Origin of the sequence: Rhizobium terrae (assembly GCF_003425685.1) — a bacterium.
Taxonomy (GTDB): Bacteria; Pseudomonadota; Alphaproteobacteria; order Rhizobiales; family Rhizobiaceae; genus Neorhizobium; species Neorhizobium terrae.
Genome location: NZ_QJKM01000004.1, coordinates 340,599 through 356,107, shown reverse-complemented (window position 1 = coordinate 356,107; position 15,509 = coordinate 340,599). Strand labels below are relative to the sequence as shown.

Here is a 15,509-nt window from a genome sequence, read left to right as displayed (position 1 = left end):
TCAGCCGTAACAATTCGAAGCGTCTCGCAGGATCTGCGAGACGCTTTTCGTTCAGGAATCATGTCGGTAGAGAATCGGTCGCGAAAGTCGGGAATGCTTCAGTGGTGCCCGTACCAGGTATAGGTTCCGTCTTCCCGGAAGGGCGCGCCGATGTCGAACTGCTCGAAACGGCGCTCGGCCATGGCCTCCGCCTCGACGAAGAATTTCTGAAGTCTGTCGATATCGCTGGCCATCCGGGCGAGGGCCGCATCGACCGGACGGAATTCGCGGTCAAAGGGCTTTTCCGCATTTCCGGTTTTCGCATGCGGCGCCGGCGTGATCGACGTCCTTGCCCCGATGCCCGGCTGAAACTGCGCAAGGACCATGCCCGCAGCTGCAAGCCGCCTGCGGGCCTGCTTCCTTGGCTCGGTGGCGATGACCAGCCGAAAGGCAACTTCCAGCGACGCCTTGCCGGACGGGAGTTCGTCCGTATCCAGCATGTCGCTGCCGATATGCCCGCGGCGAAGCAGTTCCAGGAATGCCTCCACCCGTTCGTGCGCCTCGGCAAGCACCTCAGTGTCGGAGAGGTTTGCGGCATTCCGGGCGCGAGAGTCGTAGGATGTGGCCATGTCGTCCTCCTTCGACAAAGCAACGCCCGATCTGCGTAAAAGTTTCCCCGCGTTGGCGCCCGTGCGCGACGAAGCAACAAAAACCCGCCGAACGGCGGGTTCCGGATGGCATGCAGGGCGCGATGCGGATCAGGCGGCGTCCTGCTCGCCGGGACCCTCGATCATGCCGAGTGCCGCGAGATAGGTGTCGAGGATAAGGTCCTCTTCCATGCGCTCCTGATCGTCCTTCTTGCGAAGCGCGATGACCTTCTTCAGAATCTTGGTGTCGAAGCCCATGGACTTGGCTTCGCCGTAGACGTCCTTGATGTCGTCGGCGATCGTCTTCTTTTCTTCTTCCAGTCTTTCGATGCGCTCGACAAATGCGCGGAGTTGGTCGCGGGCGACGCCATGAGCATCAGACATCGGGGCCTCCTGATCTGAAAATGTGAATGAGTGGTCGTCAACTGCCGAAAAGGTGCCTCAAGGTCAAGCCAAATCGGCAGGTCGATCAACCGTGGGCGGGCTTGTTCACTTCGAATGCGGCTTTTTGAGCATCGGAAGCCTCTGCCTGGTGCAGATTTTTCCAGTCCTCATAGGGCATGCCGTAGACGATCTCGCGCGAGGCATCCTTGGAAAGGTCGACGCCCGCCTCGGTGGCTGCGTCGCGATACCAGTTGGACAGGCAGTTGCGGCAGAAGCCGGCGAGGTTCATCAGGTCGATGTTCTGTACGTCGGTTCGTGTGCGCAGATGCGCGACGAGGCGGCGGAAGGCGGCGGCCTCGAATTCGGTCTGTTGTTCCTTAGAAAGTTCGCTCATCGGAAAAGCCTCCTGATGGTCGCGATCATGCCGGATAGGGGCCGGTGCGCGACGGAAAGATCCTGTATTCGTGCAATGTGGGGTCGGCATTGAGCGTCTTGAAGATCGGCGCCAGCCTTTCCGCCCATGCCGCGATACCGGTCTCGTCGCCGATCAGGTCCTGCCGGACTTCCAGAAGCGCATGCGGTATGCCGGCCATCATGCAATGCCGGTACATGCTGTCGCCCTTCAGCGCGCCGTCATAGGGCTCATTTTCGCCGACCACGATGTCGCCGGGCGCTTCGAGAAGCCGCAGGAACGGCCGAACGGCCCGATCGTCATTGTCCCAGAGGACCGCGGCATGCCAGGGACGCGCAACTCCCTTCCAGAAGGGCGTGAAGGAATGCAGCGACAGGATCAGCGGCGCGCGACCTGCGAAACCGGCTCTCCCGATCGTCCGCTCGACGGCGCGATGATAGGGCCGGTGATAGGTGTCGAGGCGGAAATCCCACTCCTCCTCGGTGATCGGGTGATTGCCGGGGATGATGGCTCCGTCGGAAATCTTCATGATCAGGGTCGGGTCGTCCTCGCCGCGGTTCGGATCGATCAGAAGACGGGAAAAGCAGCCGAGCACCGCCGGAACGCCGAGCATGGCGGCAAGTGTTCGCGTCAATCCTTCGATGCCGATATCGTAGGCGATGTGGCGATGGAAGGCGCTCTCGGGCAGGCCGAGACTGCCGTAGGCGGCGGGCAGCCGGTTCATCGCGTGGTCGGCGACAAGCACCATGCCGCTGTCATAATCGCCTTCTATGATCTCAAAAGGAATGAAGTCCTGCATGACGGTCGAGAAAGCCGGTCGAGGGTTGGAGGTGATCCGGGGAGCAGTGTTGATGGCATGGGGAGCCGAGCGGCGCAAGCCGTGTCCGGCGTGGGATCGGTGTCGGTTGCAGGGGTGACAAAGACTAATCGATTAGACTTTCGTTGACTTTCGGACTCCGCCGCGCGAAGAAAGTGCTTCACGAATAACCATGGAGTCCTGACGGAAACCGTGTCGAAAAAATCCCCCAAAGCCGCTCTCCGTTCCTTCGTTTCCGTCCCGGCCCTGATTGCCATCGTGGTTGCCGGCGTGCCGCTCTTTACCGCCGGTGCCGCGCATGCGGATTTCCGCGTCTGCAACGGCACCCAGAACCTCGTCGGCGTGGCGATCGGCTACCGGGCTGCGGAAGGCTGGACGACCGAAGGCTGGTGGCAGGTTCCGGCCTCCACCTGCGCGACGCTGATCGAAGGCGAACTGCAGTCGCGTTATTATTATCTCTATGCCGAGGATGCGGCCCGCGGCGGCCGCTGGACCGGCAATGTCAACATGTGCGTCGCGGAAAACGAGTTCAAGATCGTCGGCGTCAACGATTGTTTCGCCCGTGGCTTCCAGCGCATGGGCTTCAAGGAATATGACACGGGCCGTCAGGGAAGCTGGATGGTCCAGCTTTCGGACACGCCCGGTACACAAGAAGGCCAGAATTGATGAGGCGCAACCGTAAAGTTAAGATTCTTGCCACGCTCGGCCCGGCGTCTTCCGAAGAGGAGATGATCCAGAAGCTGCACGAGGCAGGGGCTGATCTCTTCCGCATCAACATGAGCCATTCGAGCCATGAGCTGATGCGCACGCTGATCAGCCGCATCCGGGCCGTGGAAGCCCGTACGGGACGGCCCATCGGCATTCTCGCCGACCTGCAGGGGCCGAAGCTCAGGGTAGGTAAATTCGCGGCCGGCAAGGTGACGCTCAGCCCCGGCCAGACCTTCACGCTCGACAACAAGGACGAACCGGGCGACGAGAAGCGTGTCTTCCTGCCGCATCCGGAAATTCTCGAAGCGGTGAAGCCCGGACACCGCCTGCTGATCGACGATGGCAAGCTGGCGCTGAGGGCCGAAAAGACCGACGGCAAGAGCATCGTCTGCACTGTGATCGCCGGAACCAGTATTTCCGACCGCAAGGGCGTCAGCCTGCCGGACACGCTGCTCGGCGTCGGCGCGCTGACCGACAAGGACCGCGCCGATCTCGATGCCGTGCTGGCGACCGGGGACGTCGACTGGGTGGCGCTGTCCTTCGTTCAGCGTCCGGACGACCTTGCCGAAGTGCGCAAGATCGCCCGCGGCCGCGTCGGCATCATGTCGAAGATCGAGAAACCGCAGGCGCTGGAACGTATCGACGAGATCATCGAGCTTTCCGACGCCGTCATGGTGGCGCGGGGCGATCTCGGCGTCGAAATGCCGATCGAAGCCGTGCCCGGCATCCAGAAGCAACTGACCCGTTCCTGTCGGCGTGCCGGCAAGCCCGTCGTCGTCGCAACGCAGATGCTCGAATCGATGATCACTTCACCGGTGCCGACCCGCGCGGAAGTCTCCGACGTCTCGATCGCCGTTTTCGAAGGTGCCGACGCGATCATGCTGTCTGCCGAATCCGCATCCGGCCAGTATCCGGTCGAGGCTGTTTCGATGATGGCGTCGATTGCCACGACGGTCGAGCAGGATCCGCTTTATCCGAGCATCATCTACGCGCAGCGCGCCACGCCCGAGGCGACCGGCGCGGACGCGATCTCGCTTGCTGCCCGCCAGATTGCCGAGACGCTGCGGCTGTCGGCGATCGTCACTTATACTTCCTCGGGCACGACCGGCCTGCGCGCCTCCCGCGAACGCCCCAACGTGCCCATCATCGCGCTTTCGCCGATCGTTCATACGGCGCGGCGGCTTTCGATCTGCTGGGGCATGCACTGCGTCGTCACTCAGGATGCGATCGATCTGGACGACATGGTGAACCGCGCCTGCCGCATTACGGTTTCGGAAGGGTTCGGCAAACCCGGCGACCGCATCATCATCTCGGCCGGCGTGCCGCTCGGCACGCCGGGCGCTACAAACATGCTGCGCATCGCCTATATCGGCTCGGACGGCCAGACCGGCATCTGAGGCACACGAAGACCGAGGAACATCCGGGCGGGCTCTTTTTCCCGGATGGTTCCGACCGTTAAGATCGGGCTGCAGGGCGCTGGCTGCTGCAGCCCTTTTTGCTCCTGGTCCCCGTCGAAGCGGGATTTGCGGGCAAGGGGATATCGGGATGTTCGAAATACCGACCATGGAGACCGAACGGCTGGTCCTCCGTCCGCAGCGGATGGAGGACTGGCCCACTTATGCGGACCTGATGCTTTCCGGCCGGTCCGTCTATATGGGAGGGCCGCATTCGCGCCAGACCGCATGGGGAATGTTCTGCCACGACATCGCGCAATGGGCGCTGATGGGGCATGGGGCGCTGATGATGGAACACCGCGAGACCGGTCTGTGTCTTGGGCAGGTGGGAATCAATTCCGGGCCGCTGTTTCCCGAACACGAACTGGGCTGGCTCGTCTATCCGGAGGCCGAGGGAAAGGGATATGCCTTCGAAGCCGCGACGGCGCTGCGGGACTGGGCCTTCGACGTGCGACGCCTGGAGACGCTTGTCAGCTACATTCATCCCGACAATATCCGTTCCCGCCGGCTGGCGGAACGCCTGGGCGCAGCGGTGGATGCAGCGGCGCCGCGCGAAGATCCGGTGGACCTGGTCTTCAGGCATCCGAAGCGCTGAGACCGCCCGTCATCGATTCCCGGAAGCACCATATCCCGGAAGCACCATGCCGGAATCCGATCAGATGGTGATGCCGGCCTCCGGCATGCCGAAACGGTCCGACAAGGGTATCGAGGTCGGGATCCCGGCTCAGCCGTGCTCGATGGAGAGGTCCATTTCAGGTGGCGTCTCCTCGGCCTCGGGGGCGATCCTCGCCTCTGCCAGGCGTGCCGCGGCGGAGAGGTCGCGGGGGAGGCCGGAGAGCTTCTCGATCGCAGCGATCGCCACGTCGGTGACGATATAATCCGGCTTGTGGCCGAGACTGCGGATCCACACGAGTTCCGAACCGGGGATATCGCGGGCGAGGCCGAGCGAGTGGATTTCTTCCGCGACGATCGAGTCGCTGTCACCGGTGACGATGACCGTCGGTGCCTTGATTTCCTGGTAATGCGGCGCAACGCGGGTCACGTAATCGTTCAGGTTTGCGACGTCGATCGCGTTGTAGCGGAATGCCGCCGGACGCAGGACGAGCGCCGGTGCGCCGTCGGTGAGATAGGTGGCGGGACAGGGATTGGGATGGAATACGGATCGTGTCGCCCCATCCATCAGCACCAGCCCGGCGGGAAGGGAGAGAAAGCGGCTGAACAGCTGGCCGAGGATCGGGCGCGCGGTGAGCTGGTAATACCAGTCGATGCTGCCGGGCCAGGGATGGGTGGCGGGCGCCAGGAAAAGCAAGCCGGCAGTCTTTTCCGGGTGATGGAGGGCAAAGCTCGCGGCGATGGCGCCGCCGAAGGAATGGCCGGCGATGATGGCCTTCCCGATGCCGCGCTTTTCCATGAGCCTTGCGATGGCGTTTGCCTGGCCGTCCGGGAAGTCGTTCTCGGGACCGCCGCGTTCGGAATAGCCATGGCCGGGGCGGTCGACGAAAAGCAGCTCGGCGCGTCCCTCCAGCGCATGGCGGAAGGCTGTTTCCTGATCGCGCAGATTGCCGCTAGCGCCATGGATGAAGACGATCGGCGGAAGGTCCGCGCCGGCCTTTGCCGGCACATGCACCGAATTCAACCGGTAGCCGCCGATATCGATGAGTTCCCCGGTATTGGGGAACTCGACCTCGATCGCCCGGGCTTTCCAGGCCGTGAAACCGAAGGCGGCGGCAGCGATGCCGATGAGGGCAAATGGCAGGATCAGCATGACGGATGCAGAGCGGGAGGTCAGGTCCGGTTGCCGGCGATCTTTTCGGAAAGCTTCGCCACCGCTTCCTGCGCGTCGCGATCCGCCGGATAGATGGTGAGGTAGTCTTCCCAGGCCTTCAGCGCCAGTTCATCCTTGCCGGTTTCCATCAGGATGCCGGCCATGCCGGCCAGCGCTCCGAAATGGCGCGGCTCGCGCTTCAGCACCTCGGCGATATCGGCCATCGATTTTCGCGCGTTGCCCATCGTGTAGTGGAGCGTGGCACGGCGGTTCCAGCCTTCAGGATAGCCTGGATCGAGCACGGTCACCTGATCGAGGAAATCGAGCGCCGCGGCATTGCGCTTCTCCTTGATGGCCGCGGCGGCCCATTGCATCAGGAGATTGACGGTCGCGCTGCCCGAATCGTTGAGGTCGGCGATGATCTGGGAAGCGATGCCGCGCGCCCTTTCCGGGTTGCGCTCGCGTTTGAGCGCCTCGAACAGGGAATCGATCGGCTTGGGTGTTCTCGGCCCGGCCGGCGGCGCGACGGGCGTCGACTGCGGCGCGGTCGTGGTCGGCGGAGCCGGAAGCGTCGTTTCCGGCACGATGGACTGGGCCAAAGCGGAGGACGCGGCCAGGGTGGCGGCCAGAATCAGGGAGCTCAAACGAAAATAGCGCATGCGGATAAGGTAAACCGCATGCGCTGAAGGTCAAACCCGAATTGTCGCGTTATCGACAATTTGATCGGCCGCGATACAAATCGAGGCCGGATGCGCGATATCAGCCCTGACGAGCCTTGAAGCGCGGGTTCTGCTTGTTGATGATGTAAATGCGGCCCTTGCGGCGAACCAGACGGTTATCGCGGTGACGGGCCTTGAGCGCCTTGAGCGAGTTCTTGATCTTCATTGTACTGGTCCAGCAGTCTGTGGGCTTTCAAAAAGCCGCTTGTCTCTATCAATCAAAAGCGCGCCGCCTATTTCTTGCAAAGAGGGGCGCGCTCCAGGTTGGGCGTGCAGATAACCCGAGCTAACCTCCATGTCAACCTTGTGAAGGTGATTTCAGCTCCGTCACATGCCCCATTTTGCGGCCCGGACGGGATTCCGTCTTGCCGTAGAGGTGGACGAGCACGTCCTTCCTGGCGAGCCAGGCGGGAACGTCGAGGATGTCGTCGCCGATCAGGTTGGTCATCACGCAGTCGGAATGGCGATGCGGGTTCCCAAGCGTCAGGCCGGTCACGGCGCGGATATGCTGCTCGAATTGCGACACGATACAGGCGGCCTCGGTCCAGTGGCCTGAATTGTGGACCCGCGGGGCGATCTCGTTGGCGATCAGCGTTCCGTCCGCCATGACGAAGAACTCCATGCCGATGACGCCGACATAATCGAGGGCGGCCAATAGCTTTTCAGCCGATTCGCGGGCGGTCCTGGCGGTGGCCTCGGAAATGCGGGCGGGCAGGGTGGAGGTATGCAGGATTCCGTTCCTGTGGATGTTCTCGGCCGGATCGAAACAGGCGACCGTGCCGTCCCAGGCGCGGGCCGCGATGACCGAAATTTCCCGCTCGAATGCGACGAAGCTTTCGAGGATGAGCGGCACGGAGCCGAGCGCCTCATATGCGCCGACCGGGCTTTCTTCCGCCGAACGGAAGACGCGCTGTCCCTTGCCGTCATAACCCATGCGGCAGGTCTTCAGCACGCCCTGACCGCCGAAATCGGCAAGAGCCCTTTCGAGGTCTGCCTGGCTGTCGACCGCGTGGAATTTCGCAGTCGCGATGCCGCAGGAATTCAGGAATCGCTTTTCAGTCAGGCGATCCTGGGAAACTTCCAGTGCTTTCGCCGGAGGATAGACCGGAACGGCGCGCTGCAGCGTCTCGGCTGCGGCGACCGGCACGTTTTCGAACTCATAGGTCACGACATCGCAGCGCTTTGCGAGCTCTTCGAGAGCGGCGGGATCGTCATAGGCGGCGGTGATCTGTGCACTGGCCACCTGGGCGGCGGGGCAGTCGGCCTGCGGTTCCAGGATGACCGTGCGGAAGTTCAGCCGTGCCGCGGCCATGGCCAGCATGCGGCCGAGCTGTCCGCCGCCGATGATGCCGATCGTGATAACGGTCATGGAGCCTCGTCGATCGGGTAGTCCGCCACGGCGGCTGTCTGGCGGGCGCGCCACTCGTCAAGCCGCTCGGCAATGTCATCGTCATGAAGCGCCAGGACGGCCGCGGCGAGGAGTGCTGCGTTGATCGCCCCGGCACGGCCGATCGCCAGCGTGCCGACCGGGATGCCGGCCGGCATCTGGACGATCGAAAGCAGGCTGTCCTGGCCGGAAAGCGCCTTCGACTGCACCGGAACGCCGAAGACCGGCAGCGGCGTCATGGCGGCGGTCATGCCCGGAAGATGGGCGGCGCCGCCGGCGCCGGCGATGATCACCTGAAACCCCTCGTCGCGGGCGCCCTTGGCAAAATTCACCATCCGCTCGGGCGTGCGGTGCGCCGAAATGATGCGGGCTTCGTAACCGATATCGAGCGCTTCCAGCGTATCGGCGGCGTTCTTCATGGTTTCCCAGTCGGACTGGCTGCCCATGATGATAGCGACGGCAGGTCTTTCGGACATGTCGGAACCTTCAAGCGATGATATCGGGGATGATCTGGTCCTCGAGCTGGCTCATCTTGTCCTTGATCGCCAGCTTCTTCTTTTTCATGCGCTGCACGCGCAATGCTTCGCAGCCGACCTGAATCATGGCGTTGATGGCGGCGTCGTAATCCTCATGCTCCTGGCGAAGCTTTGCGAGTGCCAGCCGGATATCCGCCTGTTCCTGATCAGCCATGTCGAGTCCCCATTCTCATACCGGCCATTTCAGCATTGCCCGCCGGATGCGCAAGCCTCTACCACCAAACCGCGTTAACGGGAAGTTAGACAAGGTCACGAATTTGCCCCCTTGAAACCACGATTTCTCCTTCGACAAATGCGGCCGATCATGTCACACTTCCGTCGCAAACCTGAAGCCCTGGCCTAAGGGAAAGTCGGGGCAGGTGACCAAGGAAGGAACATGCCACATGACCGTCCAGGCTCATATCGCATCGCTTGAAAGGAAGCACGGTGCCTTGGAGGAGGAACTCCAAGCAGTTCTCGCGTCCCCCTCCGCCGACGACCGCGAAATCGCCGAACTCAAGCGTCGCAAGCTGCGCATCAAGGACGAAATGCAGCGCCTCAAGGCCTCTACGCGTCACTAATTTCTTCTCAAGGAGAAACCCGCCGCCAGCCTCACGTCATTGATCAGTAGGAGGCAAAAAGGGCGGCAAAACAAATCCAGAACCTAAAGACATGAATTCTGGTCGTGGTCGATGGACCTCAAACCCGAGTGACTTGCACCTTCCAAAGCTCACGACCAGAATTGATCCAGCCACAGGTTGAGCCTGTCGAATCCCTTGCTGTTGACCGCATAGATCCGCCGTGTGCCCTCCGCGGTAACCGTCACCAGATTGCTGTCGAGCAGCGCCTTGAGATGCTGCGATACCGCGGGCCGGCTGATCGGCAGGCCCTGGGCGAGTTCATTGACGGTCTTCGGCGCACGCCGCAATTCCTCCAGCAGATACCGCCGGTTCGGATCAGCTATGGCTGCAAATGGATCAACGGTCGTCATAGCGCCGAACTTACGGTAAACATTTGGTATCGGCAAGATTTATTGTGCGCCGCAGCAATGTCCGCAGCCTTATTTTATGTTGCTTTTTTAGCTGCGCGGCGACACGCTGAAAGCTCAGAGCGGCAGGCCGTCCCACAGCAGCTTCAGGCCGGCGCAGAAGGCGAGCCCGTATGTCAGCGGATAGAAGGTCTCGGCCTTCAGATGCTTGACGATTGCGGCGCCCAGCATCGTGGAGACGAGGGCAACCGGCAGGAGCGTCGCGGAAATCGTCAGGTTCTCCTGATCCAGTGCGCCCAGAAAGAAATACGGAACGACCTTCACGGCATTGACGATGGCGAAAAAGCGGATGCTGGCGCCCGTATAGGCTTTCGGGTCCAGCCGCATCGGCAGCACATAGATCTGGAAGGGTGGGCCGCCGGCATGGGCGACGAAGCTGGCGTAACCGGAGAGGGCTCCCCAGAACGTCGCGGCGGCCGGGCGATGGGGAAGAGGGGCGACCGGCCGGTTGGAATGCGGCCCATGGACCTGCCAGAAATAACGGACGGTGAAGAGGATGGTCGCCGTCGCGATGACGAGGCGCAGCGCATCGTCGGAGACATAGGCCGAGGTCGCCCAGCCGAGCGCGATGCCGATGACGCCGCCCGGCAGGATCATCAGCAGCGTCTTGCGATCGTTATAATTGCGCCAGGACCAGAGCGCGACGATATCCATGACGATCAGGATCGGCAGGAAGATCGCCGCCGCCTTGACCGGATCGACCGCGAGCGACATCAGCGGCACGCCGAGCAGCCCGACCGCCCCGCCGATACCGCCCTTGGAGAGACCGACGACCATGACGGCCGGTATTGCAGCTAAGAAAAAGGCGATGGTCAGCGTATCGGTCATCAGGCTGGGCACAGGATAGTTGAGCGGAGGATTTGGGGCGGGGACCTTTGGGCGGGCGGATTTCAGCAGCGGAGTCGGGCAAGCGGGGAGGTTGATCCTTCAACCGGTCCGGTCTATCGAATTTGCGAAGAGAAAACGAGTGCGGATTTCGCTCCTTCATATCCGCCGAACGGAAAAAACATGACCGAACTGGAAGATCGCTGCCGCCTCGTATTGATCGTGCCGGAGAACGCGGACGGCGCCGAACAGGCGAGCAGGCTCGAAGAGGCGCTTTCCGGCGGCGACGTGGCTTCGGTGATCGTGCCGCAATACGGGCTCGACGACCAGGCCTTCCAGAAGCGCGCCGAAATGCTGGTGCCGATCATCCAGGCTGCCGGCGCCGCGGCGCTGATCGCCGGCGACAGCCGCGTCGCCGGACGGGTCAAGGCGGACGGCCTGCATATGGCCGGAACTTTGGCCGACCTCGAAGAGGCGATCGAGAAATTCGTGCCGAAGATGATCGTCGGCGCCGGCGGGGCAGCCGATCGGCATCAGGCGCTCGAAATCGGCGAGTTGCGTCCCGACTACATCTTCTTCGGCAAGCTCGACGGCGACATCAAGCCGGAGGCGCATCCCAAGAACACGGCGCTCGGCGAATGGTGGGCATCGATGATCGAAATTCCCTGCATAGTCATGGGCGGCAGCGATCTTTCCTCCGTCCTCGCCGTCGCCGAAAGCGGCGCGGAATTCGTGGCGCTCAGGGCCGCGGTGTTTTCGCATTCCGAGGGCGGTGCGGCGGCGGTCGCTGCGGCCAACGCTATTCTGGACGAAAAAGCGCCACGGTTTGAGGCTTAGGACTGATCCGACCTTTAAGATTCTCAGCGTGACACGAGCCGGATTTGGCGTCTGAACAGGAGAAGCGACCGCAGTGGAGCCCATGCCGTCGAACCGATTTCCCCGCCTGATCCCGCACGGATTGCTGGTGACGCTCTTCGTCTCGGCGTTATCGTCTTCCCTTGCACTGGCGCAGGTGGATTCCACGGCTGTCACACGCCCCGTGGAGCCGGAGGTTCAGCCGATGAAAAAGGAGCGGGTGGAGACGCAGGCGGTTCCCGGCGGTGCGAATGGCGAAACGAACCCCTCCGGCGGGCCGGCGGGCATTGTCCCATCCGGTGGGGTCGAGCTCTACCAGCGCATGGGCGCGACCTTGCCGCCCGCCCCGCCGGAAAAAGCCTATTCCGGTCCCATCGACGAGGCATACGGTGCCTATCAGCGCGGCCTTTACGTAACAGCGCTCGACAAGGCTTTGACGCGGGCCGGCACGGGCGACGCCGCGGCGCAGACGCTCGTTGCCGAGATGATGACCAAGGGGCTCGGCATCAAGCGGGACGCCAAGGGAGCGGCTTTCTGGTACCAGAAGGCGGCGCAGGGTGGCGATCCGGCAGCCATGTTCCAGTATGCGCTGCTGTTGATGACCGGCCGCGACGTGCCTCACGACAAGCGCAAGGCCGACGAGTTCATGCGCAAGGCCGCCGAGGCCGGCAATTCCTCGGCCCAGTTCAACTGGGCGCAGATCGTTGTTTCCGACAATCCGGGCGAGAAGGGGCTGCATCTGGCGCTGCCCTTCTACGAAAAATCCGCCGAACAGGGCGTGGCCGACGCCCAATATGCGGTGGCCCAGCTTTACGTGGCGTTGAAGGATGTGCCGCGAGAAAAGAAGGCGCGCGCCCGTGAATGGCTGGAGCGGGCCGCCAAGGCCGGATTCGATACCGCCCAGCTCGATATGGGCGTCTGGCTCGTCAACGGCGTCGGCGGCGAGCGCGACTACGACAAGGGCTTCGAATGGATGCGCGTCGCCGCCTATCGCGGCAACGTCGTGGCCCAGAACAAGCTCGCCCATCTCTACATCAACGCGCTTGGCACACGACCCGATCCGGTCGAAGCCGCCAAATGGTACGTGCTGTCCCGCCGCGCCGGCCTGCAGGATCCGGCGCTTGAGGATTTCTACCTCGGCATTAACGAGGAAACGCAGAAGAAGGCGATCGACGCCGCGAACAAGTTCCGTCGCAGGTGAAGGGTTTTCGGTCCCGCGACGGCCTCAGCGATCGGGCTTACATCAACCATCCGCGAACCTGTTGAAGGCCCGATAGAAGTTCGCGAGCGGGATTCTCAATTCCCTGGCTATGACATGCCGCGTTTTCCCCTCGGCTCGCATGGCTTTGGCTGCATCCAGCCAATCCGGCGGCGCAAGCCGAGGCGACGCAAACCGTCGTCTATCGATGGGAATGTCTTCGCAGTAGCGCCGGACCGAGGATTTACCGATGCCCATCTTCTCGGCGATATCGTCGAGGGACATGCCTTTGTAGCGCAGCGCCCTCGCTTCCTTTACCTTGTCGCGGACGGTATTTGTCGACCGCAGCCTGGCGATCTCGGCCTCAAGTTCACCGGCTTCGGAAATCAGCTCCGCTATAGCTGCCGCAATCTCCGGCGTGTGCGCCTGTGCGGAGAGGTTTTCAATATCGTCCTCTATCCGTTGCAAACGGATGAGAAGCGCGTCTTTGCGGCCGTCGGTATTCGCCATCCCGTCCTCCAAGGCTAGCTCATGCGTGAGAAGTTGGCGCTAACCTTGAAAAAAGGCAAGAGCGCGACCGATGACGTTGATATCAGATCGGTTTTCGAACCCATGGCGACTCACTTGCGACGGTTTCGTTTTTTAATCCCGCTGCCGTCTACGCGTTCACCTCTCCCGAAATGCGGCTCCCACCCTGCACGACTTGAATTTTCCGCGGTTTTGTGGTCTTGAAGCGCCCATCAATAAAAAATGAAAAAACCGCCGTTCCGTTCAGATGCATCCGGGACAGCGTCCAAGGATTTCCCGTATGGCCCGCTCCGCCCTTCTCAATGTCATGGTTCAGGCTGCCCTCAAGGCAGGCAAGTCGCTCTCCCGAGATTTCGGCGAGGTGCAGAACCTGCAGGTATCGGTGAAGGGGCCGAGCGACTTCGTGTCGCAGGCGGATCTGAAGGCCGAAAAGATCGTCCGCGACGAGCTGATGAAAGCGCGCCCCACCTACGGTTTCCTCGGCGAGGAAAGCGAAGAGGTGAAGGGGACGGACGGTGCGCATCGCTGGATCGTCGATCCGCTCGACGGCACCACCAATTTCCTGCACGGCATTCCGCAATTCGCCGTCTCGATCGCGCTGGAGCGCAATGGCGAGGTGGTTGCGGGCGTGGTCTTCAATCCGGCCACCGATGAATTGTTCACCGCCGAAAAGGGCGGCGGCGCGTTCATGAACGACCGCCGCATCCGGGTCGCCGCCCGCCGCGTGCTGTCCGATTGCGTGATCGGCTGCGGCGTGCCGCATCTCGGCCGCGGCAACCACGGCAAGTTCCTTGTCGAACTCCGGCATGTGATGGGCGAAGTGGCCGGCATCCGCCGCTTCGGCGCTGCCGCGCTCGATCTCGCCTACGTGGCCGCCGGTCGTCTCGACGGTTTCTGGGAAACCGACCTTTCGCCCTGGGACATGGCGGCGGGCCTCATCCTCATTCGCGAAGCGGGCGGCTTTGCAAGCGACATGAAGGGGACCGCCGACATTTTCGGCAGCGGCAACGTCGTCGCCGGCAACGAACTCATCCAGAAAGCACTTCTCGAAGCGTCGAGCCGGCCGGTTCCGGGCCGTTGAGGCTTTTGGACGCCAAGGGGCTGCTTATGGCCCCGACATTGGATAGCTGACTGTTTTCCGCAGCTTCCGCACTTCAATTCGTCGCAATTTTCCACTAGCCTCCGGCGCGGCAGAATACCGGAGGCTAAGGCATATCATGGCGAATGCGACAGTGGACGATTTGGACGAGTCTGAAACGGGCCGCGGCGGCTATGCCTACAAACTTTCCAATCCCGCCTCGTTTTTATGGACGATGCTGATCTTCCTGATCATCGTCGGCTTCGTCGCGTCGATCCTCTACCGCCAGGCGGCGCATGCCTTCCAGACCAATCCAGGCCTCAACGGGCTCATCCTCGGCGTTCTGCTGATCGGCGTGATTCTCGTCTTCAACCAGGTGATCGGCCTCATTCCGGAAGTGCGCTGGTTCAATTCCTTCCGGGCCGCCGGCAGTGCCGACAAGGTGGGACGCGAGCCCAGGCTGCTGGCGCCGATGCGAACGCTGATCGGCAGCCGCCGTAAGATGGCGCTGTCGACGAACGCCTTTCGTTCCATCCTCGATTCGATCGGCACGCGTCTCGACGAATCGCGGGATATTTCGCGCTATCTCATCGGCCTGCTCGTCTTTCTCGGCCTGCTCGGCACTTTCTGGGGCCTCATCGAGACGATCGGCTCGATCAGCAATGTCATCGGCGCGCTCGATCCGAACTCCGGCGATTCGAACGATATCCTCGCGGCGATCAAGAGCGGTCTCGCCCAGCCGCTCGCCGGCATGGGGACGGCTTTTTCATCCTCGCTGCTCGGGCTTTCCGGTTCGCTCATCCTCGGTTTTCTCGATCTTCAGGCCGGCCGAGCCCAGAACCGTTTCTATACGGAACTCGAAAACTGGCTCTCCTCGGTGACGGATCTCGGTTCCGACATGCCGGCCGTGGCGCAGACCATCGCGAGCGGCTCTTCCGACGACATCCGGGCCCTGACCGAACAACTGCGGGCACTTGCCGCGGCCCAAGCGAAGGCCCCGGGCGACGGACCGCAGAACGAGCGCTCGCTTTCCGCCATGGCCAATCTTGCGGAAGGCATCCAGGGGCTCGTCAAGAACATGCGCAACGAACAACAGATGCTGCGCGACTGGATCGAGGCGCAGCAGGAAGAATCGAAAGCGATGCGCCGGACCCTCGACCGGCTTTCCGACAAGATCGGAGGGAAATAAG

General features: G+C 62.4%; 21 protein-coding genes. 8 read left to right on the top strand and 13 right to left on the bottom strand.

The genetic code is table 11. The features are described from left to right. Positions 1-98 precede the first annotated feature (98 nt). The 4 genes from DMO26_RS09730 to DMO26_RS09715 form a co-directional block, all read right to left on the bottom strand. Positions 99-608, bottom strand: coding sequence for a hypothetical protein (locus tag DMO26_RS09730; protein WP_117191851.1), 510 nt, complete (start codon positions 606-608; stop codon positions 99-101). Positions 609-737: 129 nt separating this feature from the next. Beyond that, the gene (locus tag DMO26_RS09725; protein WP_117191850.1) at positions 738-1,010 is read right to left on the bottom strand and encodes a DUF2312 domain-containing protein; all 273 of its coding nucleotides are present in this window, start codon (positions 1,008-1,010) and stop codon (positions 738-740) included. 85 nt (positions 1,011-1,095) lie between these two features. Next, complete coding sequence (locus DMO26_RS09720; protein WP_117191849.1) at positions 1,096-1,404, bottom strand: DUF1244 domain-containing protein; 309 nt, start codon at positions 1,402-1,404, stop codon at positions 1,096-1,098. Positions 1,405-1,429: 25 nt separating this feature from the next. After that, positions 1,430-2,221 (bottom strand): N-formylglutamate amidohydrolase, encoded by a 792-nt coding sequence (locus DMO26_RS09715; protein ID WP_117191848.1) that lies wholly within the window; start codon positions 2,219-2,221, stop codon positions 1,430-1,432. Positions 2,222-2,485: 264 nt separating this feature from the next. On the opposite strand from DMO26_RS09715, the gene DMO26_RS09710 reads away from it, so the two are divergent. From DMO26_RS09710 to DMO26_RS09700, 3 genes are all read left to right on the top strand, one after another. Continuing rightward, a complete protein-coding gene (locus tag DMO26_RS09710) occupies positions 2,486-2,905 on the top strand; it encodes a DUF1036 domain-containing protein (protein ID WP_117191943.1) in 420 nt (139 codons plus the stop codon). After that, a complete protein-coding gene (pyk, locus tag DMO26_RS09705) occupies positions 2,905-4,344 on the top strand; it encodes a pyruvate kinase (RefSeq protein ID WP_117191847.1) in 1,440 nt (479 codons plus the stop codon). Before DMO26_RS09710 ends, pyk begins: the two co-directional genes overlap by 1 nt. A gap of 148 nt (positions 4,345-4,492) precedes the next feature. Next, positions 4,493-4,996, top strand: coding sequence for a GNAT family N-acetyltransferase (locus tag DMO26_RS09700; RefSeq protein WP_117191846.1), 504 nt, complete (start codon positions 4,493-4,495; stop codon positions 4,994-4,996). A 129-nt stretch (positions 4,997-5,125) separates the two neighbouring features. Here the strand turns inward: DMO26_RS09700 and DMO26_RS09695 are convergent, their stop codons facing one another. The 6 genes from DMO26_RS09695 to DMO26_RS09670 form a co-directional block, all read right to left on the bottom strand. Next, the gene (locus DMO26_RS09695) at positions 5,126-6,166 is read right to left on the bottom strand and encodes an alpha/beta fold hydrolase (RefSeq protein ID WP_117191845.1); all 1,041 of its coding nucleotides are present in this window, start codon (positions 6,164-6,166) and stop codon (positions 5,126-5,128) included. A gap of 20 nt (positions 6,167-6,186) precedes the next feature. After that, on the bottom strand, positions 6,187-6,810 hold the full coding sequence (locus DMO26_RS09690; protein ID WP_226951245.1) for a tetratricopeptide repeat protein: 624 nt from the start codon (positions 6,808-6,810) through the stop codon (positions 6,187-6,189). 115 nt (positions 6,811-6,925) lie between these two features. Beyond that, complete coding sequence (gene ykgO / locus DMO26_RS09685; protein WP_006726873.1) at positions 6,926-7,051, bottom strand: type B 50S ribosomal protein L36; 126 nt, start codon at positions 7,049-7,051, stop codon at positions 6,926-6,928. Positions 7,052-7,183: 132 nt separating this feature from the next. Beyond that, positions 7,184-8,254 carry a 5-(carboxyamino)imidazole ribonucleotide synthase gene (locus DMO26_RS09680; protein WP_117191843.1) on the bottom strand — a complete coding sequence of 357 codons (1,071 nt, stop codon included), beginning with the start codon at positions 8,252-8,254 and terminating at the stop codon, positions 7,184-7,186. Beyond that, positions 8,251-8,748 (bottom strand): 5-(carboxyamino)imidazole ribonucleotide mutase, encoded by a 498-nt coding sequence (gene purE, locus DMO26_RS09675; protein ID WP_117191842.1) that lies wholly within the window; start codon positions 8,746-8,748, stop codon positions 8,251-8,253. Before purE ends, DMO26_RS09680 begins: the two co-directional genes overlap by 4 nt. Positions 8,749-8,758: 10 nt before the next feature. Beyond that, the gene (locus DMO26_RS09670) at positions 8,759-8,962 is read right to left on the bottom strand and encodes a YdcH family protein (protein ID WP_117191841.1); all 204 of its coding nucleotides are present in this window, start codon (positions 8,960-8,962) and stop codon (positions 8,759-8,761) included. Positions 8,963-9,191: 229 nt separating this feature from the next. Here DMO26_RS09670 and DMO26_RS09665 point away from each other — a divergent pair, with 229 nt between their 5' ends. Beyond that, positions 9,192-9,368 (top strand): YdcH family protein, encoded by a 177-nt coding sequence (locus DMO26_RS09665; RefSeq protein WP_117191840.1) that lies wholly within the window; start codon positions 9,192-9,194, stop codon positions 9,366-9,368. Between the two features lie 149 nt (positions 9,369-9,517). Here DMO26_RS09665 and DMO26_RS09660 read toward each other — a convergent pair whose 3' ends face one another. Both DMO26_RS09660 and DMO26_RS09655 read right to left on the bottom strand, forming a co-directional pair. Continuing rightward, positions 9,518-9,778, bottom strand: coding sequence for an ArsR/SmtB family transcription factor (locus DMO26_RS09660; protein ID WP_117191839.1), 261 nt, complete (start codon positions 9,776-9,778; stop codon positions 9,518-9,520). 114 nt (positions 9,779-9,892) lie between these two features. Then, positions 9,893-10,663 carry a sulfite exporter TauE/SafE family protein gene (locus tag DMO26_RS09655; RefSeq protein WP_117191838.1) on the bottom strand — a complete coding sequence of 257 codons (771 nt, stop codon included), beginning with the start codon at positions 10,661-10,663 and terminating at the stop codon, positions 9,893-9,895. Between the two features lie 180 nt (positions 10,664-10,843). Between DMO26_RS09655 and DMO26_RS09650 the strand changes: the two genes are divergently transcribed. Continuing rightward, positions 10,844-11,497, top strand: coding sequence for a thiamine phosphate synthase (locus tag DMO26_RS09650; protein ID WP_117191837.1), 654 nt, complete (start codon positions 10,844-10,846; stop codon positions 11,495-11,497). A gap of 82 nt (positions 11,498-11,579) precedes the next feature. Then, positions 11,580-12,716, top strand: coding sequence for a tetratricopeptide repeat protein (locus DMO26_RS09645; RefSeq protein ID WP_117191836.1), 1,137 nt, complete (start codon positions 11,580-11,582; stop codon positions 12,714-12,716). Between the two features lie 42 nt (positions 12,717-12,758). Here the strand turns inward: DMO26_RS09645 and DMO26_RS09640 are convergent, their stop codons facing one another. Further along, the gene (locus DMO26_RS09640) at positions 12,759-13,223 is read right to left on the bottom strand and encodes a hypothetical protein (RefSeq protein ID WP_117191835.1); all 465 of its coding nucleotides are present in this window, start codon (positions 13,221-13,223) and stop codon (positions 12,759-12,761) included. Positions 13,224-13,521: 298 nt separating this feature from the next. Between DMO26_RS09640 and DMO26_RS09635 the strand changes: the two genes are divergently transcribed. Continuing rightward, positions 13,522-14,322 carry an inositol monophosphatase family protein gene (locus DMO26_RS09635; RefSeq protein WP_117191834.1) on the top strand — a complete coding sequence of 267 codons (801 nt, stop codon included), beginning with the start codon at positions 13,522-13,524 and terminating at the stop codon, positions 14,320-14,322. Between the two features lie 136 nt (positions 14,323-14,458). Then, a complete protein-coding gene (locus DMO26_RS09630) occupies positions 14,459-15,508 on the top strand; it encodes a MotA/TolQ/ExbB proton channel family protein (protein WP_117191833.1) in 1,050 nt (349 codons plus the stop codon). Position 15,509 lies beyond the last annotated feature (1 nt).

What these genes read in the sequence shown, in the direction of transcription:
- DMO26_RS09650 (WP_117191837.1), top strand. Translation starts at nt 10,844, where the DNA reads ATGACCGAACTGGAAGATCGCTGCCGCCTCGTATTGATCGTGCCGGAG.
- DMO26_RS09695 (WP_117191845.1), bottom strand. Translation starts at nt 6,166, where the DNA reads ATGCTGATCCTGCCATTTGCCCTCATCGGCATCGCTGCCGCCGCCTTC.
- DMO26_RS09655 (WP_117191838.1), bottom strand. Translation starts at nt 10,663, where the DNA reads ATGACCGATACGCTGACCATCGCCTTTTTCTTAGCTGCAATACCGGCC.
- purE (WP_117191842.1), bottom strand. Translation starts at nt 8,748, where the DNA reads ATGTCCGAAAGACCTGCCGTCGCTATCATCATGGGCAGCCAGTCCGAC.
- ykgO (WP_006726873.1), bottom strand. Translation starts at nt 7,051, where the DNA reads ATGAAGATCAAGAACTCGCTCAAGGCGCTCAAGGCCCGTCACCGCGAT.
- DMO26_RS09665 (WP_117191840.1), top strand. Translation starts at nt 9,192, where the DNA reads ATGACCGTCCAGGCTCATATCGCATCGCTTGAAAGGAAGCACGGTGCC.
- DMO26_RS09630 (WP_117191833.1), top strand. Translation starts at nt 14,459, where the DNA reads ATGGCGAATGCGACAGTGGACGATTTGGACGAGTCTGAAACGGGCCGC.
- DMO26_RS09725 (WP_117191850.1), bottom strand. Translation starts at nt 1,010, where the DNA reads ATGTCTGATGCTCATGGCGTCGCCCGCGACCAACTCCGCGCATTTGTC.
- pyk (WP_117191847.1), top strand. Translation starts at nt 2,905, where the DNA reads ATGAGGCGCAACCGTAAAGTTAAGATTCTTGCCACGCTCGGCCCGGCG.
- DMO26_RS09640 (WP_117191835.1), bottom strand. Translation starts at nt 13,223, where the DNA reads ATGGCGAATACCGACGGCCGCAAAGACGCGCTTCTCATCCGTTTGCAA.
- DMO26_RS09645 (WP_117191836.1), top strand. Translation starts at nt 11,580, where the DNA reads ATGCCGTCGAACCGATTTCCCCGCCTGATCCCGCACGGATTGCTGGTG.
- DMO26_RS09670 (WP_117191841.1), bottom strand. Translation starts at nt 8,962, where the DNA reads ATGGCTGATCAGGAACAGGCGGATATCCGGCTGGCACTCGCAAAGCTT.
- DMO26_RS09720 (WP_117191849.1), bottom strand. Translation starts at nt 1,404, where the DNA reads ATGAGCGAACTTTCTAAGGAACAACAGACCGAATTCGAGGCCGCCGCC.
- DMO26_RS09635 (WP_117191834.1), top strand. Translation starts at nt 13,522, where the DNA reads ATGGCCCGCTCCGCCCTTCTCAATGTCATGGTTCAGGCTGCCCTCAAG.
- DMO26_RS09730 (WP_117191851.1), bottom strand. Translation starts at nt 608, where the DNA reads ATGGCCACATCCTACGACTCTCGCGCCCGGAATGCCGCAAACCTCTCC.
- DMO26_RS09680 (WP_117191843.1), bottom strand. Translation starts at nt 8,254, where the DNA reads ATGACCGTTATCACGATCGGCATCATCGGCGGCGGACAGCTCGGCCGC.
- DMO26_RS09715 (WP_117191848.1), bottom strand. Translation starts at nt 2,221, where the DNA reads ATGCAGGACTTCATTCCTTTTGAGATCATAGAAGGCGATTATGACAGC.
- DMO26_RS09660 (WP_117191839.1), bottom strand. Translation starts at nt 9,778, where the DNA reads ATGACGACCGTTGATCCATTTGCAGCCATAGCTGATCCGAACCGGCGG.
- DMO26_RS09700 (WP_117191846.1), top strand. Translation starts at nt 4,493, where the DNA reads ATGTTCGAAATACCGACCATGGAGACCGAACGGCTGGTCCTCCGTCCG.